The 25891-nt window shown below is 70.3% G+C and carries 26 protein-coding genes and 1 pseudogene; 19 read left to right on the top strand and 8 right to left on the bottom strand.

Annotation, left to right across the window (positions count from 1 at the left end; all coding sequences use genetic code 11):
• On the top strand, positions 1-469 hold a 469-nt coding region (locus E1286_RS30985; protein ID WP_165969990.1), incomplete at its 5' end, for an amidohydrolase family protein.
• Positions 470-496: 27 nt separating this feature from the next.
• Entirely contained in the window at positions 497-2980 is a 2484-nt protein-coding gene (locus E1286_RS30980) for a Tex family protein (protein WP_132618089.1), read from the top strand.
• Positions 2981-3142: 162 nt separating this feature from the next.
• On the opposite strand, the gene E1286_RS51465 is transcribed toward E1286_RS30980, so the two are convergent.
• Together E1286_RS51465 and E1286_RS30970 are read right to left on the bottom strand one after the other, a co-directional pair.
• Entirely contained in the window at positions 3143-3271 is a 129-nt protein-coding gene (locus E1286_RS51465) for a hypothetical protein (protein ID WP_281282785.1), read from the bottom strand.
• 74 nt (positions 3272-3345) lie between these two features.
• Positions 3346-3777 (bottom strand): annotated as a pseudogene (locus E1286_RS30970) (response regulator transcription factor); the annotation flags it as partial.
• A 103-nt stretch (positions 3778-3880) separates the two neighbouring features.
• On the opposite strand from E1286_RS30970, the gene E1286_RS30965 reads away from it, so the two are divergent.
• Positions 3881-4513 carry a hypothetical protein gene (locus E1286_RS30965; RefSeq protein ID WP_132618088.1) on the top strand — a complete coding sequence of 211 codons (633 nt, stop codon included), beginning with the start codon at positions 3881-3883 and terminating at the stop codon, positions 4511-4513.
• Positions 4514-4550: 37 nt separating this feature from the next.
• Here E1286_RS30965 and E1286_RS30960 read toward each other — a convergent pair whose 3' ends face one another.
• Positions 4551-4853 (bottom strand): glutathione S-transferase family protein, encoded by a 303-nt coding sequence (locus E1286_RS30960; protein ID WP_223190564.1) that lies wholly within the window; start codon positions 4851-4853, stop codon positions 4551-4553.
• A 270-nt stretch (positions 4854-5123) separates the two neighbouring features.
• A complete protein-coding gene (locus tag E1286_RS30955; protein WP_132618086.1) occupies positions 5124-5873 on the bottom strand; it encodes a hypothetical protein in 750 nt (249 codons plus the stop codon).
• Between the two features lie 116 nt (positions 5874-5989).
• On the opposite strand from E1286_RS30955, the gene E1286_RS50640 reads away from it, so the two are divergent.
• The 6 genes from E1286_RS50640 to E1286_RS30925 all read left to right on the top strand — a co-directional run bounded on the left by E1286_RS50640 (position 5990) and on the right by E1286_RS30925 (position 10416).
• Complete coding sequence (locus E1286_RS50640; protein ID WP_246075374.1) at positions 5990-6376, top strand: LysR family transcriptional regulator; 387 nt, start codon at positions 5990-5992, stop codon at positions 6374-6376.
• Entirely contained in the window at positions 6373-7017 is a 645-nt protein-coding gene (locus E1286_RS30945) for a MauE/DoxX family redox-associated membrane protein (RefSeq protein WP_132618085.1), read from the top strand. The genes E1286_RS50640 and E1286_RS30945 overlap by 4 nt, the downstream gene beginning before the upstream one ends.
• A 249-nt stretch (positions 7018-7266) precedes the next feature.
• On the top strand, positions 7267-7761 hold the full coding sequence (locus E1286_RS30940; RefSeq protein ID WP_223190563.1) for a redoxin domain-containing protein: 495 nt from the start codon (positions 7267-7269) through the stop codon (positions 7759-7761).
• A gap of 8 nt (positions 7762-7769) precedes the next feature.
• Positions 7770-9560, top strand: a complete 1791-nt coding sequence (locus tag E1286_RS30935; RefSeq protein WP_246075373.1) for an ABC transporter ATP-binding protein — start codon at positions 7770-7772, stop codon at positions 9558-9560.
• 102 nt (positions 9561-9662) lie between these two features.
• Positions 9663-9869: a hypothetical protein gene (locus E1286_RS30930; RefSeq protein WP_132618084.1), complete on the top strand. Its 207-nt coding sequence runs from the start codon at positions 9663-9665 to the stop codon at positions 9867-9869.
• Between the two features lie 127 nt (positions 9870-9996).
• Positions 9997-10416 (top strand): S26 family signal peptidase, encoded by a 420-nt coding sequence (locus E1286_RS30925; RefSeq protein WP_165969988.1) that lies wholly within the window; start codon positions 9997-9999, stop codon positions 10414-10416.
• A 71-nt stretch (positions 10417-10487) separates the two neighbouring features.
• Here the strand turns inward: E1286_RS30925 and E1286_RS30920 are convergent, their stop codons facing one another.
• Entirely contained in the window at positions 10488-10688 is a 201-nt protein-coding gene (locus E1286_RS30920; RefSeq protein ID WP_132618082.1) for a hypothetical protein, read from the bottom strand.
• Positions 10689-10906: 218 nt separating this feature from the next.
• Between E1286_RS30920 and E1286_RS30915 the strand changes: the two genes are divergently transcribed.
• Both E1286_RS30915 and E1286_RS30910 read left to right on the top strand, forming a co-directional pair.
• A complete protein-coding gene (locus tag E1286_RS30915) occupies positions 10907-12493 on the top strand; it encodes an FAD-dependent oxidoreductase (RefSeq protein WP_132618081.1) in 1587 nt (528 codons plus the stop codon).
• Positions 12494-12507: 14 nt separating this feature from the next.
• Positions 12508-13746 carry a cytochrome P450 gene (locus E1286_RS30910; protein WP_132618080.1) on the top strand — a complete coding sequence of 413 codons (1239 nt, stop codon included), beginning with the start codon at positions 12508-12510 and terminating at the stop codon, positions 13744-13746.
• Between the two features lie 385 nt (positions 13747-14131).
• On the opposite strand, the gene E1286_RS30905 is transcribed toward E1286_RS30910, so the two are convergent.
• Together E1286_RS30905 and E1286_RS30900 are read right to left on the bottom strand one after the other, a co-directional pair.
• Entirely contained in the window at positions 14132-15241 is a 1110-nt protein-coding gene (locus tag E1286_RS30905; protein ID WP_246075372.1) for an acyltransferase family protein, read from the bottom strand.
• A 65-nt stretch (positions 15242-15306) separates the two neighbouring features.
• The gene (locus E1286_RS30900) at positions 15307-17097 is read right to left on the bottom strand and encodes an AMP-dependent synthetase/ligase (protein WP_132618079.1); all 1791 of its coding nucleotides are present in this window, start codon (positions 17095-17097) and stop codon (positions 15307-15309) included.
• Here E1286_RS30900 and E1286_RS50635 point away from each other — a divergent pair.
• On the top strand, positions 17003-17557 hold the full coding sequence (locus tag E1286_RS50635; protein WP_132618078.1) for a phosphoketolase family protein: 555 nt from the start codon (positions 17003-17005) through the stop codon (positions 17555-17557). The two genes, E1286_RS30900 and E1286_RS50635, sit on opposite strands and share 95 nt — an antisense overlap.
• Positions 17521-17724, top strand: coding sequence for a phosphoketolase family protein (locus tag E1286_RS30890; protein ID WP_246075370.1), 204 nt, complete (start codon positions 17521-17523; stop codon positions 17722-17724). The genes E1286_RS50635 and E1286_RS30890 overlap by 37 nt, the downstream gene beginning before the upstream one ends.
• A gap of 111 nt (positions 17725-17835) precedes the next feature.
• Here the strand turns inward: E1286_RS30890 and E1286_RS30885 are convergent, their stop codons facing one another.
• The gene (locus E1286_RS30885) at positions 17836-19653 is read right to left on the bottom strand and encodes a glycoside hydrolase family 35 protein (protein ID WP_223190561.1); all 1818 of its coding nucleotides are present in this window, start codon (positions 19651-19653) and stop codon (positions 17836-17838) included.
• An 82-nt stretch (positions 19654-19735) separates the two neighbouring features.
• Here E1286_RS30885 and E1286_RS30880 point away from each other — a divergent pair, with 82 nt between their 5' ends.
• From E1286_RS30880 to E1286_RS30855, 6 genes are all read left to right on the top strand, one after another.
• Positions 19736-20770, top strand: coding sequence for a LacI family DNA-binding transcriptional regulator (locus E1286_RS30880; protein WP_132618077.1), 1035 nt, complete (start codon positions 19736-19738; stop codon positions 20768-20770).
• A 197-nt stretch (positions 20771-20967) separates the two neighbouring features.
• Positions 20968-22290, top strand: coding sequence for a carbohydrate ABC transporter substrate-binding protein (locus tag E1286_RS30875; protein WP_132618076.1), 1323 nt, complete (start codon positions 20968-20970; stop codon positions 22288-22290).
• Positions 22291-22364: 74 nt separating this feature from the next.
• A complete protein-coding gene (locus tag E1286_RS30870) occupies positions 22365-23318 on the top strand; it encodes a carbohydrate ABC transporter permease (protein WP_132618075.1) in 954 nt (317 codons plus the stop codon).
• 10 nt (positions 23319-23328) lie between these two features.
• Positions 23329-24222 carry a carbohydrate ABC transporter permease gene (locus E1286_RS30865; protein ID WP_132618074.1) on the top strand — a complete coding sequence of 298 codons (894 nt, stop codon included), beginning with the start codon at positions 23329-23331 and terminating at the stop codon, positions 24220-24222.
• 12 nt (positions 24223-24234) lie between these two features.
• Positions 24235-24414, top strand: a complete 180-nt coding sequence (locus E1286_RS30860) for a DUF6903 family protein (RefSeq protein ID WP_132618073.1) — start codon at positions 24235-24237, stop codon at positions 24412-24414.
• On the top strand, positions 24414-25829 hold the full coding sequence (locus E1286_RS30855; RefSeq protein ID WP_132618072.1) for an alpha-L-fucosidase: 1416 nt from the start codon (positions 24414-24416) through the stop codon (positions 25827-25829). The genes E1286_RS30860 and E1286_RS30855 overlap by 1 nt, the downstream gene beginning before the upstream one ends.
• The last annotated feature ends 62 nt before the right edge of the window (positions 25830-25891 follow it).

Raw genomic sequence — 25891 nt, 5'->3', positions numbered from 1 at the left:
GGGCGGGCGGGTGGCGGTCAGCCACGCGTACGCGCTCGGTCAGCTCGACGACGCTCACCAAGATCGCTTGGCGGAGGGGCTGGCCGAGGCGGGGGTCGCGATCGTGACCGCCGCCGTCTACAACTTCCCCGTGCCGCCGATCAAGAAGCTGCGCGCCGCCGGGGTCACCGTGGCGTGCGGCCACGACGGCATCCGCGACCTGTGGGGCCCGTACGGCAGCGGCGACATGCTGGAGCGGGCCATGCACGTCGCCTACCGCAGCACGTTCCGGAGAGACGACGACATCGAGCTGGCGCTGGAGGCCGCCACCAGCGGCGGGGCGCGGCTGCTCGGGCTGGAGGGCCACGGCCTCGCGCCGGGCGACCGGGCCGATCTCGTCGTGGTGCCCGCGGGGAACCCGGCGGAGGCGGTGGTCGTTCACCCTCCGCGCACACTGGTCATGAAAGACGGCGTCGTCCTGCACAATTGACCGGCGGGACCATCGAAAGGCAGGCAAGTGCTCTCTATTCACCAGCGGATCGCCGCAGAGCTCGGCGTGCGCGACGGGCAGGTGCAGGCCGCCGTCGAGCTGCTCGACGGCGGCGCGACCGTGCCGTTCATCGCGCGCTATCGCAAGGAGGCGACCGGCGCCCTCGACGACGCGCAGCTGCGCACCCTCGAGGAACGGCTGCGTTATCTGCGCGAGCTGGAAGAGCGCCGCACGGCGATCCTGGAGTCCGTCGAGTCCCAGGGCAAGCTCGACGACGCGCTGCGCGAGCAGATCATGGCGGCCGAGACCAAGGCCCGGCTCGAAGACATCTACCTGCCCTACAAGCCCAAGCGGCGCACCAAGGCGCAGATCGCGCGCGAGCTCGGCCTTGAGCCGCTGGCCGACCAGCTGCTGACCGACCCCACGCTCGACCCGGTCGCCACGGCCGAGGGTTTCGTCACCGAGGGCGTGGCCGACGCGGGCGCGGCGCTCGAAGGCGCCAGGGCCATCCTGATCGAGCGCTTCGCCGAAGACGCCGACCTGATCGGCGCCCTGCGTGAGCAGTTCTGGACGCGCGGGCGGCTGGTGTCGAAGGTCCGCGAGGGCAAGGAGGAGGCGGGGGCCAAGTTCGCCGACTACTTCGAGTTCGGCGAGCCGTTCACGAAGCTGCCCTCCCACCGCATCCTGGCCATCTTCCGGGGCGAGAAGGAGGAGATTCTCTCCGTCACCCTGGAGCCCGACGACAGCCCCGACTACGAGCTGCGCATCGCCTCCCGGTTCGGCGTCTCCGACCAGGGGCGGCCGGCCGACAAGTGGCTGGCCGAGACCGTCCGCTGGGCCTGGCGCACGCGCATCCTCGTCCACCTCGGCATCGACCTGCGGATGCGGCTGTGGCAGGCGGCCGAGGACGAGGCGGTGCGCGTGTTCGCCGCCAACCTGCGTGACCTGCTGCTCGCCGCCCCGGCCGGCACGCGCACCACGATGGGGCTCGACCCCGGTCTGCGCACCGGCGTGAAGGTCGCCGTGGTCGACGCCACCGGCAAGGTCGTCGACACCGCCACGATCTACCCCCACGAGCCCAAGCGCCAGTGGGACGAGTCGCTGGCCGTCCTCGGGGCGCTCGCGCAGCGCCACGGCGTCGACCTGATCGCGATCGGCAACGGCACGGCCTCGCGCGAGACCGACAAGCTGGCCGGCGAGCTGGTCAAGCTCATACCGTCGCTCACCAAGATCGTCGTTTCCGAGGCGGGCGCCTCGGTCTACTCCGCCTCCGCCTATGCCTCGCAGGAGCTGCCCGAGCTCGACGTGTCGCTGCGCGGCGCGGTCTCCATCGCCCGCCGGCTCCAGGACCCGCTGGCCGAGCTGGTCAAGATCGACCCGAAGTCGATCGGGGTCGGCCAATACCAGCACGACCTGGCCGAGTCCAAGCTGTCCCGCTCGCTCGACGCCGTCGTCGAAGACTGCGTCAACGCGGTCGGCGTCGACGTCAACACGGCCTCGGCGCCGCTGCTCACGCGGGTGTCGGGCATCGGCTCCACGCTCGCCGAGAGCATCGTCCGCCACCGCGACGCCAACGGCCCGTTCCGCACGCGTGCGGCGCTGAAGAGCGTGCCGCGGCTCGGGCCGAAGGCGTTCGAGCAGTGTGCCGGCTTCCTGCGCATCCGGGGCGGCGACGACCCGCTCGACGTGTCGAGCGTCCACCCCGAGGCTTATCCGGTGGTGCGGCGCATCCTCACCTCCGCCAAGACCGACCTGAAGTCGCTGATCGGCAACACCGCGGCGCTGCGCTCGCTCCGGCCGGAAACCTTCACCGACGACACCTTCGGCCTGCCGACGGTCACCGACATCCTGCGCGAGCTGGAAAAGCCGGGGCGCGACCCGCGTCCCGCCTTCAAGACGGCCACGTTCAAGGAGGGCGTCGAGAAGTTGTCCGACCTCCAGTCGGGCATGATCCTGGAGGGCGTGGTCACCAACGTGGCCGCCTTCGGCGCCTTCGTCGACGTCGGCGTCCACCAGGACGGCCTGGTGCACGTGTCGGCGATGTCGCGCACCTTCGTGAAGGACCCGCGCGACGTGGTCAAGCCGGGCGACATCGTCCGCGTCAAGGTCCTCGACGTCGACATCCCCCGCAAGCGCATCTCCCTGACCCTCCGCCTCGAAGACGAGACCACCGCGACCACCTCAGCCGACGGCCCCCGCCGCGGCGGCGCGGGCAACGGTGGGAACGGCGGCCGCGGCGAGGGCCGCGGCAACGGCTCCCGCGGCGGCGGCCCTCGCAACGACGGTGGCCGGGGCAACGGCTCCCGCAACGACGGCGGACGCGGTGACGGCGGCCGGGGCGATGGCGGACGCGGCAGGTCGGGCGGCGGCCGAGGCAACGACTCCGACGGCGCCCAGCGCGGTCGCGACAACGGCTCGGAGCGTGGCCGCGGCGCCCGCCGCCAGGACCGCCCGACCCCGACGGGCGCCATGGCCGAAGCCCTCAGAAAGGCCGGCCTCACCGACCGCTGATCACCACTCGACCACGCCGTTCTGAGTCGGGAGCCAACCGGCTCAGAACGGCAACCGCTGAACACGCACGGCCACCGCGACGTGAGCCGGAAGCGGACCGGCTCCGCAGGGACGGCTGGACACCAGCCAAGCGCACCGACCTGCGCCCCGGCCTGGGCCGGCTCAGACCAGTCCCTGCCCGGCTCCGGGCTCACCAAGATCGCCGGCGTGCTGTTCGAGGTCACCGACGTCGACGATGATCAGGCGATCGACGCCGAGGAATACCGCAACCTGTTCGGTACGGCCTTCCACCGAGACCTGGCCGACAGCGGCGGCAGCTACTCCCGCGCCGCGTTCGTCAGGCAGTTCCTCGCCTTCATGTCCGGGTTCGGGTCCACGACCAGCCCGCCGGCCCTCAGCACCGGATCGGGCGACAGGTCCGGCGCGGCGGCCGTACGGGTGCGTCTGAGCAGCGTGCGGACGCGCGCCATCAGCACACGGGGCTGTAGGGCTTGGTCATGTAGTCGTCGGCGCCGAGGTCGAGGCCGAGCAGCAGGTCGTCCTCGGTGGAGCGGGCGGTCAGCATCAGGACGGGGATGTCCGACTCCGCGCGCAGGACCCGGCAGACGTCCAGGCCGTCGACCCGGGGCATCATCACGTCGAGGACCAGCAGATCGGGGGGCGCGCCGGCGTATCGAGTCGAGGGCCTCCCGCCCGTCGTGCACGGCGACGACGTCGTGGCCCTCACGCTCCAGATAGCGGCGGATGAGCTCGGCCTGCTTCACGTCGTCCTCAGCTACCAGGACGTATGCACCCACAGCTGGCGATAACAGGTCGGCTTGGAGACCACCTCACCCCCGCTCATCTGTTGACCAAGGGTTCCTGGCAAGTTTCTGACATTGCTCGACCATCCTCTCCGGCATGAACAACCCAGCCGATCACCGCGCGCGGCACGCCGCGGCACTGTCCATCGCCGCGCTCGCCTGCGGCCTCCTCACCGCCTGCGGAGCCGCCGAGGCGGCGAGCGGCCCCGGCACTCCCGCGCCCGTCCCGCCTGGCAACGTGTCAGCCGACCGACCGGCCGCGGCACCGGTCGAGTCCTGGGCCACCCGCGCGGCCGCGGCACCGGCCAAGACGGGCTCGGCGAGGTCCGGCCGCCCGCAGTTGCGCCTGGACAGCACGCCGGCCGAGGTGCGGAAGTTCCGCGCCGCGTACGCCGGCTGCCTGGGGGAGCACGGCATGCCGAGCAAGGGAACCTGGACCAAGGCGGCGGAGAAGTCCGCGCGGGCCGCCTGCGAGCACCTGCGCCCGCTGCTGCCGCCCGAGCTCGACCCCGCCAAGAACCCGAACTACGCCAAGGGCGTCCGAATCGAGGTCAAGTGCCTGCAGGACCACGGCTTCGACGTCCACCTCGTCAAGGTCAGCGGTCCCGCCAAGCTCGGCTGGCGGTACGCGAGCGTCCCCGGGCCTGACGTCGACATCTCGAAGATCCAGGACGACTGCCGCGTGAAGGCTTTCGGCGGCGGCCGGGCGATTCAGCCGGGCCCGCAGTAGCGGCCGGATTTCAGCGGTGACGCCCGGCCTCCGGGCGTCACCGCTGCTGGACGTACCGCAGCTTGAGGGTATCGACGTGTCCTGACCAACGCAGCGTCAGGTGCCAGCAGCCCGCCTCCGGCAGGTCGACGCCCGACGGACCGGGACCGCCCGGCACCTCGCGGGTGACAGGCGTTCCCAAGCCGTCCAGGCGGGCCTCGATCAGCAGCGGGTCTCCGTCCTGTGACACCCGCGAGACCCAGAGGATCTTGTTACCGCGCTCCTGGTCCGGCGGCGACAGCAACGGGTCGCCGAACACCACGGCCGCGATGTCCCCCCGGTCCCCCACGACGTACGGCATCGCCTGGTCCGGCGGCTGAAACCCCGTGCGGGCCCAGGTGGGGAGCGGAGCCGGCGACAACCTCTCGGCGCATCCGTCCGGCGGCTCCGAGGATGCGCATCCGGTGACGAGACACCAAGCCAGAAGCGCTGTCAGAGTGCTGCGAAGCATGTGCGGCCCCCTCAGGTAAGTGATCGATACCACTACACCGCCGAGCCCCCACAGGTTCCCGACGGCAGGGCAGGCACCTCACAGCCCTGTGCCCCGGACGATCCGCCCGGGGCATCGTCATCACTCGTCAGGCAGCAGGTACCTCCAGGAGAGCACGAAAAGCGCTCCGGAACTCGTCTTGAACAGTGACGTGCCGTACTCCTGCCCGGCAGGCACCGCCTTGGTGATCGCCGCCACCGCCACCCCGTCGAGGTCCTTCTGCCAGACCGGGTTCACCGAGCCCGAAGGCTCCTCGACCCCCGCGGGCCACGGCGCCGGCTTGCCCTCCGCCGACGCGGCACCTTCGACGACCAGGCGGACGCGGGTGCCGGCATAGTCGGTGCCCGAGGCGGCGGCTCGCACCGCCAAGCCGTCCATCAGCTCCTTCGCGTCCGGGAGCTGCTTCGGGTAGAAGCTCGCGACCTGGTCCAGGGCCGGGACCCGGACCTCCAGCATCTTCCCGTCCTGCCCCCGCACCCCGAGGATGGTGGTCGGTACGTCCGACACCGTCGGCGCGTCCGGCCTGGGCTGCGCGGTCGGCGGTTGCCCGGTCAGGTACGTCCGCATCGACGCGACGATCTTGCTCACCTCATCCTCGGTGAGCTTGAGCTGCTTGCTCGCGTCGGCGATCACCACGCCGTCGCTGTAGACCACCACCCTCGGCGGACGCAGGGCGTTCATGGTCGCGGTCACGAACCCGTCCTCGGCGCCCCACAGGGCGACCCGTCTCGCCGGCGCGTCGGCCACGGCCGTCGATATCTCCGATCCCGCTCCACCACAGGCCGCCGTCAGCGACAGCAGCGCTACGAGCAGGGTCAATCGCACTCTCATGCCACCCCAACGTACGCGGCCGCCAGCCAGTTCAATCCGCCCCTGACGTTCACCGGCCGTTCGCCTTCGGCGGTCACCGGCGGAGCCCGGGCACCCGGCGGGTTCAGCGGCCGGGAGTGACACGCGCAGCCGGCTTCCCGTCCGGCTGGCGGCGTACGACCTGGGCCTGGGCGCCCGCCGCCGAGCAGGTGCACATCAGCCAGTCCGGAGGCAGCGCCCAGATCCGCCGGCTCGAACGCGAGTTCGGCGCCGAGCTGGCCGCCGCCGGCGCCGTCGGCCAGGCGGTCGGCGAGGTCACCGGTCTGCTCACGGGACGGTTCACGGCCCAGACGAGCGATTTGCAGCAGGAACTCGCCGGCAAGGGGCGGCACCAGCACCAACGCGCCTCTCCGGTCGATCTCCCCATGGCGGTGACAGCTCGGCCTCACAAGCTCACCGTGCTGCATGTCGGCCCCGACTTCGCGACCTCGTCTGACCGGACAACCGGTGCGCTGGATCAGTGAGTTACCTCAACCGCCACAAGCGGTCGCCGCAGTACGAGCGCTCCGCATCGCGCGCGCTGGTTGCTGACCGGCGGCTGTTGTGGTGGCGCAGAGCAGTGGATAATTTGGCCACCGTGCAGTATGTGGAAGTGACCTGCCGGCTTTTGCTCGTGGCGGTTTTCATCACGGCGGCCTTCACCAAGGTCTCCGGAAAGGACGCCTGGCTCGCCTTCGTCCGTTCGCTGCGCCAGTTGAAACAGATTCCGAGTCCTCTCCTTCAGCCGGCGGCGCTTGCTGTAGTGGCGATCGAGGCAATCGTCGCGGTGCTGCTGCTCATCCCGGTACGGGTGGCGGGTTGGATCGGCTTCGCCCTGGCAGGCTGCCTCCTCCTGTCCTTCACTCTGGTGATCGGCCGAGCGCTGTCGCACGGCAACCGCGCTCCCTGCCGGTGCTTCGGGGCATCAAGCACACCTTTGGGCCCTATTCACATCATGCGGAACATGATGCTCGTCTGTGTCGCAGTTCTAGGGTTGGCCGGCGCCTCGGCATCGGGCACGCTTGACGCACCATACGCTCTGCTCGCCGGTGCCGGCGGACTGGTCGCCGGCATTCTGATCACGGCGTTGGAGGACATTGTCACGTTGTTCGGGCCAGCCGGATAGCAGCGTTGGCCATGAGTCGCCCGCCCCAAGAGGCGATCTGCGCAACCGGACAGTTGGGACGGAACCGCCCTATTTTTTCTGCCCCGTTGACGCGATGTGCGCAGAACATGTCCCGCTGAGCACTATGGGCCGCGTCGCGCAGCTGTACTATCCTGACCGCTTCGGTACGGACCAAACGTTGAGGATTTCGCCATGCCAGTCTTATGGGCCGTATTAGCGATTGTCTGCGCCATCTGCCTGCTTAATCTCTTGCTCACCCTCGCAGTGATCCGGCGCCTTCGACAGCACACGGAGCTGATCAACCGAGGAGGCGCGCGGCCCTCCGCGCAGGGCGAGATCACCCTGCCCGCCGGAGCTCGGGTCGGCGACTTCCGCGTCGTGACGGTCGACAACCGCGAGGTGACCCGCGATGATCTCCGGGAGGGCATGCTCGTGGCTTTCTTCTCGCCGCGCTGCCCGTCCTGTGAGGAGCAGAAACCCGCCTTCGTACGGTACGCCTCCGGCTTGTCAGGCGGGCGCGACGATGTGATGGCGGTGCTGCTGGGCTCTCCCGAGGAGTTGGGGGGCCTTCGCGAGGAGCTGAGCGGGGTCGCGCAGATCGTCATCGAGGCGGACGTCGACGGTGACATGTCCAAGGCGTACGGCCTCGGCGGATACCCGGCCTTCTGCCTCATGGGCCAGGACGGCGTCCTGGCGGTGACAGGTTTCCGGGTCGACGTCCTTCCTGGGTCCGTCGCCCGGTGACCGCCGGCATGCGGGTGGCCATTGCCGCCTGGCAGCTGGCCTGGCGGGTCGCGGCGCGTACGACCATCGCGCAGCTCGTACTGACGGTGCTGGGCGCAGGCGCTCCCGTCGCCGTGGCGTGGCTGACGAAGCTCGTCTTCGACCAGCTGAGCGCCCCTGGCGGACCCACGAACCTGATGTGGCCGATCATCGGCCTGGTCGCCGCAAGCGTCATGACGGCGGTGCCGGCGCAGGTGCTGCGCTACCTGCGGGCCGAGCAGGGACGGATCGTGGCACTCGCCGCCCTCGACCAGCTCTACGCCGCGGTCAACAGGTTGGTCGGCCTGGGACGGTTCGAGGACCCGCAGTTCGCGGATCGGCTGCGCTTCGCCCGTCACGCCGGCGGGTCCGGACCGGCCGAGATCATGGCCGTGAGCATGAACCTGCTCCAGCAGGTCCTGGTGACCGCGGGGTTCGTCGTCTCACTGGTCACCGTCAGCCCCGTTCTGGCGATCATCGTCCTGGTCGGTACGCTCCCCGCCGTCGGCGCCGAGTTCGCTCTCGCGCGCCGGCGGGCCGAGGCGATGAACACCGTGGGACCGACCGAGCGGCGCGAGTTGTTCTACGGCCAGCTGCTCTCCGATGTCGACGCTGCTACCGAGATCAGGCTGTTCGGCGTCGGCTCCTTTCTCAGGGAACGGATGCTCCGCGAACGCCGTACCGCGAACCGGGTGCAGCGGGCGATGGACCGGCGGGCCCTGAGCACGGAGGCGCTGCTCACCCTGCTCTCGACCGGGGTGGCGTGCGGCTGCCTGATCTGGGTGGTCAACGCCGCGGCTGACGGAACGGTGACCCTCGGTGACGTGGCCATGCTGGTCGCCGCGGTCGCCGCGGTGCAGACGGCTCTGCTCGGCATGGTGCGAGATGCGGCCGGAGCGCACACCCAACTGCTGATGTTCAGTCACTACCTCGCCGTCGTGGAAGCGGAGCCGGATCTGCCGGTGCCGGCCCACTCCCGTCCGGTGGCACCGTTGCGGCACGGCATCGAGCTGCGTGACGTCTGGTTCCGGTATCGAGAGGATCTCCCGTGGGTGCTGCGCGGCGTCACCATAACGATCCCCAAGGGCCAGGCGGTCGCCCTGGTCGGTTACAACGGTGCCGGTAAGACCACGATCATCAAGCTCCTGTGCCGCTACTACGACCCGGATCGTGGCGCGATCCTCTGGGACGGTGTCGACCTGCGGGACCTCGACCCGGTGCAGTTGCGCGCCAGGATCGCGGGCGTCTTCCAGGACTTCGTCTCCTATGAGTTGTCGGCCGCCGAGAACATCGGCATCGGTGATGTCGAGGCCTTGACGGATCGGTCACGCATCGAGACCGCCGCGCGGAACGCGGGTGTGCACGACATCGTGCGCACGCTCCCCCATGGGTACGACACGCTGCTCAGCCGCATCTACTTCGCCGGCGACGACCTGAACGGAACCACACCGGGCACCATGCTCTCCGGCGGGCAGTGGCAACGGGTCGCCATCGCGCGCAGCTTCCTGCGCGGCGGTCGTGACCTGCTCATCCTCGACGAGCCGAGCGCGCGCCTCGACGCCGAGGCAGAACACGAGATCCACCAGGGCTTCCAACGGCTACGCAACGACGGCACAAGCCTGCTGGTGTCGCACCGGCTCGGCACGATTCGGGAAGCGGACCTGATCCTCGTGCTCGACGCCGGCACCGTGGTGCAGGCTGGGCCACATGACGAGCTGGTCGAGACACCAGGGCCCTACGCCGAATTGTTCTCCCTCCAGGCCGCCGGTTATCGCGATTGACCGGAACCCGGATGTGATCTCTAATGTAAATCGAACGGGTCAAGGCCAGACGATGCCTACCGGCTCTCCAAAATCGGCCCGTCATCCATGAGGGAGTGAAGCATGCTGCGGCTCTTCAACACGCTCGGCGACCGGATGTTGTCGGCCTTCGTCCCGAAAGTCACTGCTCAAGCCGCCTGCACGACCTGGAAAGAGTTCTGCTACTGCAGCGGCGTCTATTCCATTTCCCGGTGGTGCGACCGCGGCTGCGACAGCAACCAGACGACCTGCGGGCCCTGCAACGTGCGGGGGGAACGCTACAGCTGCTAGCTGATACGTGGGCTGAATGGGCCGTCGGCCGAGTCGGTGGCCCATTCAGCCATCGTCTTTCAATCTGCCGCCTGTCATGGCGCTCCGAATACTCGCGCGATCAGTGAGGCACTTTTCCGTGCAGGCTGTGATTGCAGTGCTCCTGGCAGTTTCCGGCGTGGCGGTACTCGTCGCGGTGCTGCGGCACAAATTCGTACTGGCCACTGTTGCGGGCTTCAGCATGGCGCCCACTTTGCATCCCGGCGACCGCCTGCTGGTGCGCCGGACATCCCTGTCGCGCCTGAGAGTGGGCGACATCGTCGTGGTCGTGCCGGACGCGCGAATGGCAGGCCCGCGGCCGCATACCGGCTACGTGATCAAGCGGCTGGCTGCGATACCAGGGGATCTCGTCCCGCAGCACGTACCGTCACCATCGAACGCGCACGTTCCTCCGGGCTGGATGGCGATCCTGGGCGACAACCCCGACGCCAGCCGCGACTCGCGGGAGTACGGCCTGGTCACTCAGCAGCGGCTCGTCGGCGTTGTCGTACGCGCCATCAGCACCTGAGACCGCCCCCGCCAGGACGATTGCCGCACAGGGCTGGCTCATCATCCCTCGCGGACTCCACCCAGCGCAGGTCATAGGCGGCGGTGAAGTCCCGCCGCCTGGCCGGCCGACGCGCGATCCGTCGCCGCGCTGGAGGTCATGGTCACTGTTGTGGATGGCCCGTTCTCGTCCCGCGTATGACAGCCGAGCGCCTCGGGCAGGTCGACGATGCCGATGGAGGCCGGCATGCCGAGGTGCGCGGTGCCGTGCGGGCCGCCGCGTACCTCGTCCACGGCGTGGTGGGCGGCGGCGAGCGTGGCACGGGCCCGAGGGAGGAGGGAGGAACGCGGCGCCCGCGTCGGCCAGTGGTCCGATCCCCTCAGATCGAGATGTTGATCATGCGCAAGCATCGTTGGACACGCATGAAGGCGCCGTTGCTATGGTCGAAGGAGAGCCGAAAGACCAGAGGTCACGGGAACGTCGGCCTCCATGGTCGGAGGGGACGGTTTCCATGCGCGTCGTAGTCGACCTCACCAAGTGCCAGGGGTACGGACAGTGCGTCTTCGCCGCACCCGACGTCTTCCGGATGCCGCACCACGAAACACTGATGTACGAGCTGGACCCCGACGAGACCAAACGCGACCAGGTGCTGCGGGCCGCGGCCGCCTGCCCGGTCCGGGCCCTCCTGCTCGACGAGGAGATCACGGAACGGCAGGAGAAGGCCTCCGCCGGCAACCCCGACATCGGCCGGATCGTCATCGTCGGCGCCTCGCTGGCCGGCCTGCGCGCCGCGGCGACGCTGCGCAGGGAGGGCTACGCGGGGGCGCTCACGCTGATCGGTGACGAGCCGGGCGAGCCGTACGACCGGCCGCCGCTGTCCAAGCAGGTGCTGAGCGGCCAGATCGCCGCGGCGGACACCATGCTGCCCCGGCGCGACGAGCTCGACGCCGAATGGATCCGCGGGGTCGCCGCGGTCGGGCTGGACCTGGCGGCCAGGCAGGTCAGACTGGCCGACGGCCGCGCGGTCGGCTACGACCGGCTGCTGATCGCCACCGGCGTACGCGCCCGGCCCTGGCCGGATCCGCAGGAGGCCGCCCTCGACGGGGTGAGCGTGCTGCGCAGCCGCCAGGACGCCGCGGAGTTGCGGCGGCGGCTGGCGTCCGGGCCGCGCGTTCTGGTGATCGGCGGCGGTTTCACCGGTTCGGAGATCGCCTCCGTCTGCCGCGAGCTGGACCTGCCGGTCACCGTCGCCGAGCGAGGACCGGCTCCGCTCGTCGGCGCGCTCGGCGGCGTGGTGGGCCGGATCGCCGCCGACATGCAGCGCGAGAACGGCGTCGACCTGCGCTGCGGGGTCACGGTGACCGCACTCGAAGGGGACCGCGATGGGCGGTTGCGCCGCGCCCGGCTGTCCGACGGCAGCGTGCTCGACGTCGATCTGGCCGTCGCCGCCCTCGGCGCCGTGCGCAACGTCGAATGGCTGGACGGCTCGGGCCTGGCCGCCGGCGCGTGGGGCGTGGGCTGCGACGCCGGCTGCCGCGCCTTCGACGTGAACGGCATCGTCTGCGACGACGTGTTCGTGGCGGGCGACGTGGCCCGCTTCCCGCATCCGGTCTACGGCTACCAGTTCCTGACGCTGGAGCACTGGGGCAACGCGGTGTCCCAGGCGCACGTGGCGGCGCACAACATGATCAGTCCGTCGGGCCGGCTCCGGCCGCATCTTTCGCTGCCGGTCTTCTGGTCGGCGCAGTTCGGCGTCAACATCAAGTCGGTCGGGGTGCCGACGTTCGCCGACGAGGTGGCCATCGTCCAGGGCTCGGTCGAGGAGCGCAGGTTCGTCGCCGTCTATGGCCACCGTGGCCGGATCACCGCCGCGGTGACCTTCGACGAGGCGATGTGGCTGGACTTCTACCGCGACCTCATCGAGCGGGCGGCGCCGTTCCCGCCGGACTTCGCCATGGTCGGCCGGTCGGCCCCGCCCCGCGCCGTCCCGGCGGAGATCCCCGCGCGCATCCCGGCCATCCACGACGCGACCGTCGTGGTGACCGGCCACAACCCGGACGAACGGCGCGCCACGCTGGTTTCGGCCGGTGCCAAGTGAGGGGGGACAGTGAGATGACCACGACCTACGAGACGTTCCTCGACTACGCCAACCGCGCCGACCCGTACCCGCTGTTCCCGCAGTTGCGCCGGACGCCGGTGGCACGCCAGCCGGACGGCAGCTACGTGGTGAGCACCTACCGGGAGATCGTCGCCCTCCTCCACGATCCCCGGGTCAGCTCCGACCTGCGCAACCTGCCGGAGATCGCGAACATCCGGATCGCGCCGGACGACGCCGCCCCGCAACTGCCGCCGGAGTTCATCCGCCGCGACCCGCCCGACCACGACCGGCTGCGCGCCATGGTGATGAAGCACTTCGGGCCGCCCGGCGCCCCGGGGCGGGTCGCCGGGATGGAGTCCCGGATGCGGGAGATCATCACCGAGCTGATCGACGGCCTCGCCGGCCGGAGCAGGATCGACGTCGTGGACGACTTCGCCTACCCGCTGCCGGTCACGGTCATCTGCGAAATGCTCGGAGTGCCGCGCCCTGACGAGCCACTCTTCCACAAGTGGTCGCAGATCGCCGTCGAGACCAACGACCCGACCACGGGGACCATCGTCGAGCGGAACCGGCGCAGGTTCGAGACCCTGGCCAAACTCGGCCAGTACCTCGACGGGCTGGCGGACGCGCACCAGCGAGAGCCGGGCGACGATCTGCTCTCCGCCCTCGTCACGGACGGCGAGATGGCCCGGCCTGACGTGCTCAGCACCGCGGCGCTGCTGCTCATCGCCGGCCACGAGACCACCGTCAACCTCATCGCCAACGGCATGCTCACCCTGCTGCGCCACCCGCACGTGCTGGAACGGCTGCGCCAGGATCCCGGATACGCCGTCAACGTGGTCGAGGAACTGCTCCGTTACGAGCCGCCGATCCACATGCCGGGCCCGCGCCGTACCGCTCTGGCGGACATCGAGATCGCCGGCACCACCATTCCCCAGGGTTCGGTGATCGTGCTGGTGCTCGCGTCCGGCAACCGCGACCCGGCCCGGTTCGCCGACCCGGACCGCTTCGACCCCGACCGCCGCGACAACCAGCACCTGGGGTTCGGCGGCGGCATCCACTACTGCTTCGGCGCCCCACTGGCCCGGCTGGAGACCCGGCTCGCGCTGACCGAGCTCACCCGCCGGCTGGTGGAGCCGCGGCTGGTCGCCGACCCGCCGCCGTACCGGCACACGCCGAACCTGCGCGGCCCCCTGCACCTTCTCCTCGACATCGACGGCATCCGCTCCGCCCATTCAGCCAGTACTCAATAGGCGGAACTTGTCGTCCCGTTCCACGAGCTCGGAGTGTGGCGCGCTTTCAGGGGAGTCGATCATTGCTCTTCTGAGAGACTTGTGTGCCGCGCGCCGGGTGGGTGTTCGCGGGATACCGGACAACTCTTGGCCAGGGATGACCCCATCCCAAAATGAGGGTATACGGGCGTTTTCCTGGCGCTGGTCGGCGTGTGCGCGTCGATCGACGGCATCGTGCAGACGATCGACGTCATCATCGAAAGGCGTGAGCCCAGACGTCTGGAACGGCAGTCCCTCACCCACGAGTCCCCGACGACGCTGTACCCGCGCTGCCCGTCTTACCTGGTCAGCGGCCTTCAGGGGTGCTGCGCGCCCCAGCCCCAGAGCGCCTGGAGCAGTGCCGAGCTCAGCGACCTGCCCCTTTCCGGCGGGCGGCAAGCTCGACTCGGGCGAACACGACGGCCAGTACGGCCAGCACGGCCGACGGGGCCAGGAGCCACAACCAGCGCTGAGCCCACCAGCCGGCGGTCGGCTCCGCCGCCAGGTTGCCCCCTAGCCCTTCATAGGCCCACAGCACCACCAGGTAGGCGGTCATGTGCCAGAGAAAGATGGTCAACGCGACCACGTTGAGTGCCACCACCGGTTTCCAGGCGGCCGGCCGGCGCAGCAGGCGCTCGGCGGCCGGCGTGACCAGGACCAGCAGCCCGAGTTGGAAGACGGCCAGGGCGGCGATGGTGGCGTTGGTCGGGAAGATGTTGGATTCGGCGACGCCGGTGGTGGACACCATCGAGAGGGGGTAGCCCACTCCCACCGTCAGCCCGACCAACCCGGCCAAACCGGCCCCGGCGACCGCCAGCCGCTGCGCCAGCGGCCGCCGCCCCAGCTCCCAGCTGCGCCAGGCGTAGCCGAGCTGGTGGCAGAACAGCCACACCAGGGCGGCGGTCACCCAGCCCGCCCAGGCCAGGCCGGCACCGCGGTGCGCCACGCTGCCAAGGGTGATCAGCAGCACGAGCGCCACCAGGACGCCGGCTCCATAGCGGCCGTTCAGGCTCGCGGTGATCGGCACTGCGGCGATCAGCAGGCCGTACACGCCCAGGAACCACAACGGCGCCAGGTAGCCGGGGAACCACTCCCACATCCATCGGTGCGGGCCGGGCAGGGCGGCCGCGAGCAGCTCACCGGCGAGCCAGACCACGGCCCAGACGGCGGTCGGCCAGAGCAGCCGGCGCAGCCGGTCTCGGACGAACCGGCCGGCGGTCGTCCCGCGTTCCTGCGCCCGCTGCCAGCCGACCAGGTTGGCGTAACCGCCGACCAGGAAGAACACCGGCATGATCTGCAGCACCCAGGTGGCCAGCCAGCCACCGGGCACGGCATGGATCGGGTTGGGCATGGTCAGGCTGCCGTCGGCGGTGCGGTGGGTGACCGACAATGTCCAGTGCCAGAGGGTGACGACCACGATGCACAGCGCACGGGCGGCGTCGACCACCCGGTCACGGGACGCCGGCGTGGCCGCCACCAGCCGATCCAGCGTCGATCGCGCGCCCGCGACCTGGCGGGTCCGCCGGTCTTGGCGTCTGGTGCTCAGCGGTACAGCTCCTCGATCTCGGCCGCGAAGTCCTTGTGGACCAAGGCACGTTTGACCTTCATGGTCGGGGTCAGATATCCGTTCTGCTCGGTCAGGTCCACCGCAAGGATCCGGAACCTGCGGATCGACTCGGCCCGGCTCACCGTCGTGTTGGCCTCGTCCACGGCCGTCCGCAACCTGGCCAGCAGGTCCGGATCGTCGCGAAGCTCGACCGGACCGGCGTCCTCGGGCCTGCCGGCGGCCCGCTTCCATGACGCCAGTGCCTCGGCGTCCAGGGTGATCAGCGCGGCGGTGTACGGCCGCCGGTCGCCGACGACCACCGCCTGACTGATGAGCGGGTGGGTGCGCAGGCGGTCCTCCAGCGGTTCCGGGGCGAGGTTCTTGCCGCCGGCGGTGACGATGATCTCCTTCTTGCGGCCCGAGATCGTCAGGAACCCGTTCTCGTCCAGGGCGCCAACGTCGCCGGTACGCAGCCAGCCGTCGGCGGTCAGGGTCTCCCTGGTCGCCTGCTCGTTGCGCCAGTAGCCCTGGAACAGGATCGGGCCCTTGATCAGGATCTCGCCGTCGTCGGCGATCCGGACCTCGACGCCGGGGAGAGGCGGCCCCACCGTGCCGATCTTCTGCGCGTCGGGCAGGTTCACGGTCGCGGCGGCGCCGGTCTCGGTCAACCCGTAGCCTTCCAGCACGGTGATGCCGGCTCCTCGGAGGAAGTGGCCCAGCCGGGCGCCCAGCGGCGCTCCGCCGGAGATGGCGTAGCCGACGCGGCCGCCGAGCGCGGCCCGCAGCCGCCGGTACACCAGCCGGTCGGCCAGGCGGTGTGCCAGGCGCAAGCGCCGGCCTGGCCGCCCATCGTCCAGTGCCTGGCTGTAGGCGACGGCGGTCCGGTCGGCCCAGTCGAAGATCCTCCCCTTGCCCTCCGCATGGGCCCGCTGCCGGGCATCGTGGTAGACCCGTTCGAACACCCTGGGCACCGCCAGCAGGAACGACGGTCGCAGGGCGGCCAGGTCCTCGGTCAGCGTGGCCCGGTCGGCGTTGTGCGCCAGGCACACACCCCGCTCCACGCAGGCCACCTGGATCACCCGCGCGAAGACGTGCGCCAGCGGGAGGAACAGCAGGGTCGAGGCGTCCTGGCCGAAGATCCGCTCCATGCTGTCGATCGCGATGCGCGCCTCGTACAGCAGGTTGCCGTGACTCAGCATGCAGCCCTTCGGGCGGCCGGTGGTGCCCGAGGTGTAGACGATCGTCGCCAGGTCGTCGGCCGACACCCCCCGGCGGCGCTCACGCAGCTGGGCGTCGTCCACGTCCAGCCCACCCTCGCGGAGACGGTCCAGCCCGCCGCCGCCGATCTGCCACACCCGCGGCGGCCTGGACAGGTCCGCGGCCACGTCCTCGACCAGGCGGCGATGCGTCTCGCGCTCGACCACCACGGCGACCGGGCCGGCGTCCTTCAGCACCCAGCGGACCTGCTCGGCCGAGGAGGTCTCATAGATCGGGACCGGCAGCGCCGCCACCGTCCACAGGGCGTAGTCCACCAGCGTCCACTCGTAGCTGGTGGCGGACATCAGCGCCACCCGATCGCCGGGCTGGATCCCGGCGGCGAGGAAGCCGGCCGCCAGGCTGTGAACGTCGGCCGCGAACTGCCTGGCCGTCACCGGACGCCAGCTGCCGGCCGACCGGCGCTGGAACAGGACCATGTCGCTGTGCACCCGGTCGTCGGCGAACACCACGTCGGCGAGCTGGGCGTCGGAGGCGACGGTCATCGGGGCCGGGATCGCATGGACACGCATCGCTCATCTCCCGTGTGCGGAAAAGGCCAACCGGGTGGCGTCGGTGTACTGCGGCACCGGGCGGCGCATGTACGACGGCGTAAAGCAGCCAATTGGCCTGATTCCCCAGGTCACCAGGCGCACACCTGACAGGCGAAGGCCGATCCTCGAGGACTGGATGCGCTCCTACCGGCCCGAGGAACTCTTCGACGAGCACGGCGCCCCCGATGCGCTGGTGCTGTCGATCAACCCCGTGGGAGAGCTGCGGATGAGTGGCAACCCGCACGCCAACGGGGGCCTGCTCACCGTCGACCTCGACCTGCCCGACTTCCGCGAGTACGCGGTGCCGGTGGAGGCGCCGGGCCGGGACCGGCTCGAGTCGACCCGCAAGCTCGGCGAGTTCATGCGCTCGTCGACGAGGGCACGACCACGACCCCGTTCGACATGGTGGTGCGCAACCGGGCATCCCGGTACCACCTGATGATCGACGCGCTGAACGCCGCGCGGCGGACCCCGGCAGGGGCGAGCGAGCTGATGGCGTGGTGCGAGCAGCAGCTCCTCCGCCACGAGCGGTACGTGGTCGAGCACCTGCAGGACATGCCGGAGGTGCGGGATTGGTCGCTGGGCGACTGGGCAGAGCAAGGCTGAGTGAGCCGGTATCGCCCAGCGGATGCGCGTTCTTGACGAAGGGGATCGCCGTGTCGCCCTCGATCGCACTGCAGAACGCCGTCCTGCTCGACCTCGACGGCGTGCCGCAGGTCAGTCGAACTCCTCGATGTACTCCTCGGGCGGACCGAGCTGAGGGCGGTCGCGGAGTTCCAGGGTGGAGCCCAGGTGCTCCAGCTCCAGGACGGTCACGGTGTTCTCGCCCTCGCGCAGCAGCGGAGCCGGGCAGTACAGCGTGACCTGCGGGCCGATCTCCCAGTAGCGGCCGAGGAGGAAGTCGTTGACCCAGACGAGGCCGCGGCGCGAGCCCGGGAGGGCGAGGAAGGTGTCCGCGGGCGTGTCGACGTGCACGGTCGCCTCGGCGAACCCGGTGTTCGTGGTGGCGGGGCCGGCGGCGCCGGCGCGGGCCAGGTCGGCGGCCGACCAGTCCTGCAGGGCGATCGGCCTGCTGTCCCAGCCCTGCACCATCCGCCGGTCCACGAGGACCGGCCCGAGCAGGCCCTTGTGCCCGCCGATGCGGGGCCCGTAGTTGACCCGGCCGAGGTTCTCCACCAGGACCTCCAGGCGCACGCGTTCGCCGGTCCCGCGTACGCGCAGGTCGTCGAGCGCGGCGCCGTCGGCGAAGACCGTGGCCCGGTCGCGGACGTCGGTGAGGACGAGCCGGTGCTCGCCCTCCGGGACGCGCGGGTGCGCGGTGTGCAGGACCATGCCCGCGTCGAGCCCGAGCTGCTCGAACGACGCCGGCCGCGGCCCGGTCAGGGTGGGCGCCGGCACGGCGCGCAGCCCGGGCAGCAGGTCGGCGCGGTGGACGAGGGGAACGCGCGCGGGCGGCAGGGCCGGCATGCGCTCGGCCACCCGTACGGGCCCGCGCGCGCCGAGGACTTCGCGTACGGCGAAGAACTTGGGCGTGAGCGTGCCGTCCTCGGCGATGGGGGCGTCGGAGTCGTAGCTGGTCACGGTGGGCTGCAGCCGGCCGTCGTCCTCGTTGGCGCCGGCCCAGAGCCCGAAGTTGGTGCCGCCGTGGGCCATGTAGAGGCTGACGCTGCCGCAGTCGGCGACGATCCCCTCCAGGGTACGCACGACGCTGTCCACCCCGCGGACGTGGTGCGGCTCGCCCCAGTGGTCGAACCAGCCGTTCCAGAACTCGGCGACCACGAACGGCTCGTCGGGCCGCCGCGTGCTGAGGAGCTTGCGGGCGGCGTCGGGCTTGGAGCCGAGGGTGACGGCCGTCAGGGTGTCCGGCAGGGTGCCGCCGTCGAGCATCAGCTCGGTCGGGCCGTCGGCGGTGAACAGCAGCTCCCGGATGCCGCGCGCGGTCAGCGCCTCGCGGTTCCAGCGCACGTAGGCGTGGTCGTCGCCGAAGCTGCCGAACTCGTTCTCGACCTGCACCGCCACGACGGGTCCGCCCTCGGCGGCCTGGAGCGCGGCGACGCGCGGGATCAGCTCGTCGAACCAGCGGCCGACGGCGGAGGTGAAGGCGGGGTCCGAGCTGCGGACGGCGACGTCGCGGGCGGTGAGCCAGCTCGGCAGGCCGCCGTTGGACCACTCCGCGCAGATGTACGGGCCCGGCCGGACGACGACGTCGAGCCCTTCCTCGCCGACCAGGCGGATGAAGCGTTCGAGGTCGCGCCAGCCGTCGAAGCGCGGGGCCTCGTCCTCGCGGGGCTGGTGGAAGTTCCACGGGACGTATGTGTCGACCGTGTTGAGCCCGAGGTCCGCGAGCCGGCGGATGCGGTCGCGCCACAGGTCGGGATGAACGCGGAAATAGTGCAAGCCCCCGGCCAGGATGCGGTGGGGGACGCCGTGACGGTACAGCCTCCGCCCGCGCCAGGTGAGCGCGCTCGCTTCGGTCGGAGCGCCGTCGGTCGGGGTCGTCGGGGCCGGGGTGTCCGGCGCGGGCAGCTCAGTCACGGCCGTGAGCTTATGTTATCGATGACATACGTAACAAGGCCGATATGATCGGAGCTGAGGAAGGCCGCCAGAGAGGAGCGCCATGACCGAGGCCACCGAGCGGCCCAGCCGACAGGTCACGAGACAGCCCAGCATGGCCGACGTGGCCAGGACCGCCGGCGTGTCGGCGCAGACCGTCTCGCGCGCGCTGCGCGACTCGCCGAACGTCACGCCGGAGACGAAGAAGCGCGTGCTCGCGGCCGTGGAGCAGCTCGGCTACCGGTTCAACAACGCCGCCCGGGTGCTCTCCTCGGGGCGCAGCCACACCATCGGCCTGGTGCTGCTGCAGTCCGGGGGCTACTACTCGCGCTCGGCGGTGACCGCGGGCGTCGAGGCGGCCGCGGGCGAGGCCGGCTACGCGGTCAGCATCGCGACCATCGCCTCGCTCGACACCGGCCTGATGGAGCGCTCCCTGTCGAAGCTGGCCGACCAGGGCGTCGAGGGCATCATCATCGCCGTCCCGCTCATCTCGGTGACGCGGAAGATGGAGGACATCACCCGCGACATCCCCACGGTCACACTCGACGGCTCCCGCACCGCCAGCGCCCGCGCGCTCGGCATCGACCAGAAAGAGGCCGGCCGCCTGGCCACCCAGCACCTGCTCGACCTCGGCCATCGCCAGGTATGGCACGTCTCGGGCCCCGACGAGTGGATCGAGGCGCGCAGGCGGCGCGAGGGCTGGCAGGAGTGCCTGGCCGCAGCCGGGATCGCGGCGCCGCCGCCGCTGGAGGGCGACTGGTCGCCCGACTCCGGCTATCTCCAGGGGCAGATCCTGGCTCGCATCCCCGACGTGACGGCGGTCTTCGCCGCCAGCGACGAGATGGCCTTCGGGTTGATCCGCGCGCTGCGCGAGCACGGCAGGAAGGTGCCGGACGACGTGTCCATCGTGAGCGTCGACGACATCGCCCTGGCCGCCTACTGCTGCCCGCCGCTGACCACCGTGCGCCAGGACTTCTACCGCTCCAGCGCGGCCGCGGTCGCCCTGCTGCTGACGGGCGACGACGCCGGCGCGGCCGAGGTCGTCGTCCCGGCGTCGCTGGCGGTGCGCGACTCCACGGCACCGCCCCGCTCGCACTGACGGTCCCGGCCGTAGGCGACAGCTCGTAAACTGCCTCTTGCATCTTTCATGTTATCGATGCCACTGTAACAAGGTCCGGAATGCAGACCCCTGCGCGACGCCCTTTCGGCGTGCCCTCCGACGCGGGTGCGGCCCGGACTTCGTTCTTCCGCTCGCACCCAGGTGGGCAGACGTCCACGGGAAGGATCACCAGAACCATGAGGAGATCACTCGTCCTGGCGGGCGCCGCGGTCACGGTCCTCGGGCTGCTCACCGGCTGCTCCGCCGGCGGGGACGGCGCTGACTCCGGCAAGACGACCCTGAGCGTCGCCGCCCTCGAAGGCGGCTACGGCCGCGACATGTACACCCAGGTCATCCAGGCGTACGAGGCCGCGCACCCCGACGTCGACGTGCAGCTGCAGATCTCGAAGAGCATCGAGGACGAGATCACGCCCAACATGAAGGCGGGGCGCTACCCCGACGTCGTCGTGCTCGGACAGGGTCGTAAGGCCGCGCTCACCGAGACGCTCGTCAAGGACAAGGCCCTGGAGGACCTCACGCCCGTCCTGCAGGCGAACGTCCCCGGCGAGAGCCAGACGGTGAGCGCCAAGCTCATCGACGGCATCGTCGGCAACCTCAACACCAACCCGTACGGCGACGACAAAACGTACCTGATGCCGATGTACTACGCGCCGACCGGGCTGGTCTACAACAAGGGCCTGTTCGAGGAGAAGGGCTGGGAGGTCCCGGCCACCTGGGACGAGATGTGGGCGCTCGGTGACAAGGCCAAGAAGGACGGCATCGCGCTGTTCACGTACCCGACGGCCGGGTACCTCGACTCCTTCTTCTTCGCCCTGCTGGCCGACGTCGGCGGTGAGCAGTTCTACAACGACGTCATGACGTACAAGCAGGGCGTCTGGCAGACGCCGCAGGCCAAACAGGTCCTCGACATCGCCACCAAGCTGCTGAGCTACGCCGCGCCGACCACGGTCGGATACGCCAACGAGCAGGACTTCACCAAGAACCAGCAGTCGATCCTCGACAACAAGGCGCTGTTCATGCCGAACGGCACCTGGATCGTCGGCGAGATGGCCGACGCGCCGCGCGAGGACGGCTTCGCGTGGGGCCTGACGCCGCTGCCCGCGGCCGGCGAGGGCGGCAAGCGTTACATCACGACCTCGGTCGAGTCGGTCTGGGTGCCCGGCGCCGCCAAGAACAAGGACGCGGCGAAGGACTTCGTCGCCTACCTGTACTCCGACGCGGCCGCGAAGATCTTCGCCCAGTCGAACGCGATCCAGCCGATCAAGGGCATCGTGGACAGCCTGTCCGGCGAGAACGCCGAGTTCTACAAGGTCTACGAGGACCCGTCGGTCACGGCGCTCGTCGGCGGCTTCGCCAGCACCGCGCCCGTCCCGGGCGTGGACATCAAGGCCACCCTCTTCGACACCGCCAACAGCGTCATCAGCGGCGACAAGACCCAGGACCAGTGGCAGAGCGCGCTGAACGACGCCAGCGAGAAGCTCCGCCAGGCGGGCAGCTGACGCACCGGCGGCGGCCCGCCGCACCGGGCCGCCGCCTCCCCGACCACACGTCCTGAGCGACCCAAGGACCCGGCATGGCGACGACTACCTCCTCCCCACCCTCGGACACATCGGCACCGGCGCGACCCGCCGGGCGCTCGGCACGGCGTCGCGGCGACGGCCGCTTCGTGCTCGCGTGCCTGCTGCCCGCGCTCGTGCTGTTCGTGCTGTTCATGGTCGTCCCCACCGTGAACGTGTTCCGGATGTCGTTCTACACCTGGAGCGGCTTCTCCCCGGACATGCGTTTCGTCGGGTTCGACAACTTCACCCAGCTCTTCGAGGACGCGCAGTTCGTCCGCGCGTTCCAGAACACCGTCGCGCTGCTGGTCGTCGTGACCGTCGTGACGATGGGCATGGGGCTGTTCCTCGCCGCGATCATGACCCGGCAGCGGCTGCGCGGGCGGAACTTCTACAGGTTCGTGCTCTACGTCCCGAACGTGCTGTCGGTGGTGGTCATCGCGGCGATCTTCTCCGCGATCTACGACCAGCAGAACGGCCTGCTCAACGGGACCCTGCGGCTGCTGTCGCTGGACGGCCTGCAGCAGGTCTGGCTCGGTGACCAGGACATCGTGCTCTGGTCGGTGGCGATCGCGATGGTCTGGCAGTCGCTCGGCTACTACATGGTGCTCTACATGTCGAGCATGGCGAGCATCCCCGAGGAGCTGTACGAGGCCTCCGGGCTCGACGGGGCGTCACCCACCCGGCAGTTCTTCTCCATCACCCTGCCGCTCATCTGGCAGAACCTGCGTACGACGCTGACGTTCTTCGTGATGAGCGCCGTCAACCTCAGCTTCGTCCTCGTCCGCGCGATGACCGGCGGCGGCCCCGACGGCTCCTCCGAGGTGCTGCTGAGCTACATGTACAAGCAGGCGTACACGAACTCGTCGTACGGATACGGCATGGCCATCGGCGTCGTGATCTTCGCCTTCTCGTTCCTCGTCTCGCTCCTGGTGAGCCGGGCGACGCGGCGCGAGCCCCTCCAGTTCTGAGGACAGCCCCATGACCACGATCACCACACCTCGCAACCGCGGCGACCGGCCCAGAGCCGGCCGGGTGCTGACGTACCTCCTCGTCATCGCGATCGCGCTGGCCATCGCGGTGCCGGTCGCGTGGGTGCTGCTCGCCTCGCTGAAGCAGAAGAGCGAGTTCTACGGCAGCCCGTGGACGCTGCCCGAGGGCCTGCACCTGCAGAACTACGTCGACGCGTTCTTCACCGCCCACATGGGCCAGTACTTCTTCACCTCGGTGCTGGTCACGCTGCTCGGGCTGGCGTTCGTGCTGGCGGTCTCGGTGCCGGCGGCGTACGTCATCGCGCGGTACGAGTTCCGCGGGCGCGCCTTCATCGAGGTGGCGCTGCTGGCCGGGCTGTTCGTCAACGTCAACTACATCGTCGTGCCGATCTTCCTGATGCTGGTCGGCTGGGACCGGGCGCTCGTGGACGTGCTGCCGGGGGGCTTCTTCATCGACAACCCCGGGGTGCTGTCGCTGGTGTACGCGGCCACGTCGATCCCGTTCTCGATCTACCTGCTCACCGCGTACTTCCGGTCGATCCCGACCTCGTACGAGGAGGCGGCCGCGCTGGACGGGGCGTCCCGCTTCCAGATCATGACCAGGGTGATGCTGCCGATCGCCCGCCCGGCGGTCGTGACCGTGATCCTGTTCAACTTCCTGGCCTACTGGAACGACTTCATCATCGCGCTCACCCTGCTCCCCGGCGAGGGCAAGACGCTGCAGGTCGGCCTGCTCAACCTGATGACCGCGCAGAAGGCGGCGGCGGACTACGGCCGCCTGTACGCCGGCATGGTCATCGTCATCGTCCCCGTCCTCATCCTCTACGCGCTCATCCAGCGCCGGCTCATCGCAGGCATGTCGTCCGGCGGCGTGAAGGGCTGACAGGAGACCCTCATGAAGGAATCCACGCGCGGCGCGCTCGTCGTCACCGCCCGGACGCTCGTCGCGGCCCTGTGCGTCGTGGTCGTCGTCGCCGTCCGTACGACCGTCGGCTGGGGCAGCCTCGCGATCATGCTGTGCGCGCTGCTCGTCCTGCTGGGCGTGCTCGCCTCGTACAACCGGAGGTTCCACTGATGGACGGACGCGCGCTGGTCGCGGTCAGGCCGAGCGAGCGCCAGCTCGCGTGGCAGGAGATGGAGTTCTACGGGTTCATCCACTTCGGCATGAACACGATGACGGACCGGGAGTGGGGCGAGGGCCACGAGGACCCGGCCCTCTTCGACCCGGCCGGTCTCGACGCCGACCAGTGGGTCAGGGCGCTGAAGAGCGCCGGGATGACCGGGGTGATCCTCACCTGCAAGCACCACGACGGCTTCTGCCTGTGGCCGAGCGACGTCACGACGCACTCGGTGGCCTCCTCGCCGTGGCGCGGGGGCCGGGGCGACGTGGTCGCGGAGGTCGCCGACGCGGCGCGGCGGCACGGACTGAAGTTCGGCGTCTACCTGTCGCCGTGGGACCGCACCGAGGCGTCGTACGGCGGCGGGACCGCGTACGACGACTTCTACGTCGCCCAGCTCACCGAGCTGCTCACCCGGTACGGCCCGGTGTTCACCGTGTGGCTGGACGGCGCGAACGGCGAGGGCCCCAACGGCAGGCGACAGGTGTACGACTGGGACCGCTACTACGCGGTGGTGCGCGAGCTGCAGCCGGACGCGGTCATCAACGTGTGCGGGCCCGACGTCCGCTGGTGCGGCAACGAGGCCGGGCAGACCCGCCCCGACGAGTGGAGCGTGGTCCCGAGGGAGCTGCAGGACGCCGAGCGGATCGCCGACCGTTCGCAGCAGGCCGACGACGGGACGTTCGCCCGGCTGGTCCGCAGCGACGACCTCGACCTCGGCAGCCGCGCCGCGCTGGCGGGACACGAGGACGACCTGGTCTGGTATCCGGCCGAGGTGAACACCTCGATCCGGCCCGGATGGTTCCACCACCCGGCCGAGGACGGCGCGGTCCGGTCCGTGGACGAGCTGTTCGGCATCTACCTGAAGTCGGTCGGCGGCAACTCCTGCTTCCTGCTCAACGTCCCGCCGGCCCGCGACGGACTCGTCCACGACGCCGACGTGGCGGTGCTGGAGGAGCTCGGGCGGCGCATCGAGGGCTTCCGGGCTCGGCGCGTGGAGGCGAGCGCGACGGTGACGTCCGGCGCGCCGGGCGACGTCGCGACCGCGTGGCCCGGGCGGGCGCGTACGCCGTGGCGACCGGACGACGCCGACCCCGTGCCCGGGGTGACGCTCGCGTTCGACCGGTCGCGGGTGGTCGAGGCGGTCGTCGTGGGCGAGGACATCACGCAGGGGCAGCGCGTCGAGCACGTCGTCGTCAAGGGCCGCAGGGCCGGGCGTTGGACGACGCTCGCCGAGGCGAACGCGGTCGGCTACCAGCGTGTCCTGACGTTCCCGCCGGCCGAGGCCGACGCCGTCCGGGTGGAGATCACCGAGACCCGCGACACGCCCGTGGTCGCCCGCGTGGCGGTGATCGAGACGGCGACCTCGTGAGAAGCGCCGCTCAGAGCACCGCGAAGCAGCGCGGGGGAAGCGCCGCCAAGCGGGACGGGAAG

The sequence above is a fragment of the Nonomuraea terrae genome (assembly GCF_004348995.1).
GTDB lineage: Bacteria > Actinomycetota > Actinomycetes > Streptosporangiales > Streptosporangiaceae > Nonomuraea > Nonomuraea terrae.
The sequence above is the reverse complement of the archived record's forward strand: the minus strand, read 5'-3'. Positions and strand labels throughout refer to the sequence as shown.

Coding starts and splice junctions, on each gene's coding strand:
- E1286_RS30900 (WP_132618079.1), bottom strand. CDS start 17,097: ATGCGTGTCCATGCGATCCCGGCCCCGATGACCGTCGCCTCCGACGCC.
- E1286_RS30865 (WP_132618074.1), top strand. CDS start 23,329: ATGACCACGATCACCACACCTCGCAACCGCGGCGACCGGCCCAGAGCC.
- E1286_RS30880 (WP_132618077.1), top strand. CDS start 19,736: ATGACCGAGGCCACCGAGCGGCCCAGCCGACAGGTCACGAGACAGCCC.
- E1286_RS30890 (WP_246075370.1), top strand. CDS start 17,521: ATGGTGGTGCGCAACCGGGCATCCCGGTACCACCTGATGATCGACGCG.
- E1286_RS30930 (WP_132618084.1), top strand. CDS start 9,663: ATGCTGCGGCTCTTCAACACGCTCGGCGACCGGATGTTGTCGGCCTTC.
- E1286_RS30910 (WP_132618080.1), top strand. CDS start 12,508: ATGACCACGACCTACGAGACGTTCCTCGACTACGCCAACCGCGCCGAC.
- E1286_RS30860 (WP_132618073.1), top strand. CDS start 24,235: ATGAAGGAATCCACGCGCGGCGCGCTCGTCGTCACCGCCCGGACGCTC.
- E1286_RS30875 (WP_132618076.1), top strand. CDS start 20,968: ATGAGGAGATCACTCGTCCTGGCGGGCGCCGCGGTCACGGTCCTCGGG.
- E1286_RS30870 (WP_132618075.1), top strand. CDS start 22,365: ATGGCGACGACTACCTCCTCCCCACCCTCGGACACATCGGCACCGGCG.
- E1286_RS30855 (WP_132618072.1), top strand. CDS start 24,414: ATGGACGGACGCGCGCTGGTCGCGGTCAGGCCGAGCGAGCGCCAGCTC.
- E1286_RS30955 (WP_132618086.1), bottom strand. CDS start 5,873: ATGAGAGTGCGATTGACCCTGCTCGTAGCGCTGCTGTCGCTGACGGCG.
- E1286_RS30935 (WP_246075373.1), top strand. CDS start 7,770: ATGCGGGTGGCCATTGCCGCCTGGCAGCTGGCCTGGCGGGTCGCGGCG.
- E1286_RS30965 (WP_132618088.1), top strand. CDS start 3,881: ATGAACAACCCAGCCGATCACCGCGCGCGGCACGCCGCGGCACTGTCC.
- E1286_RS30960 (WP_223190564.1), bottom strand. CDS start 4,853: ATGCCGTACGTCGTGGGGGACCGGGGGGACATCGCGGCCGTGGTGTTC.
- E1286_RS50635 (WP_132618078.1), top strand. CDS start 17,003: ATGTCGCTGTGCACCCGGTCGTCGGCGAACACCACGTCGGCGAGCTGG.
- E1286_RS30915 (WP_132618081.1), top strand. CDS start 10,907: ATGCGCGTCGTAGTCGACCTCACCAAGTGCCAGGGGTACGGACAGTGC.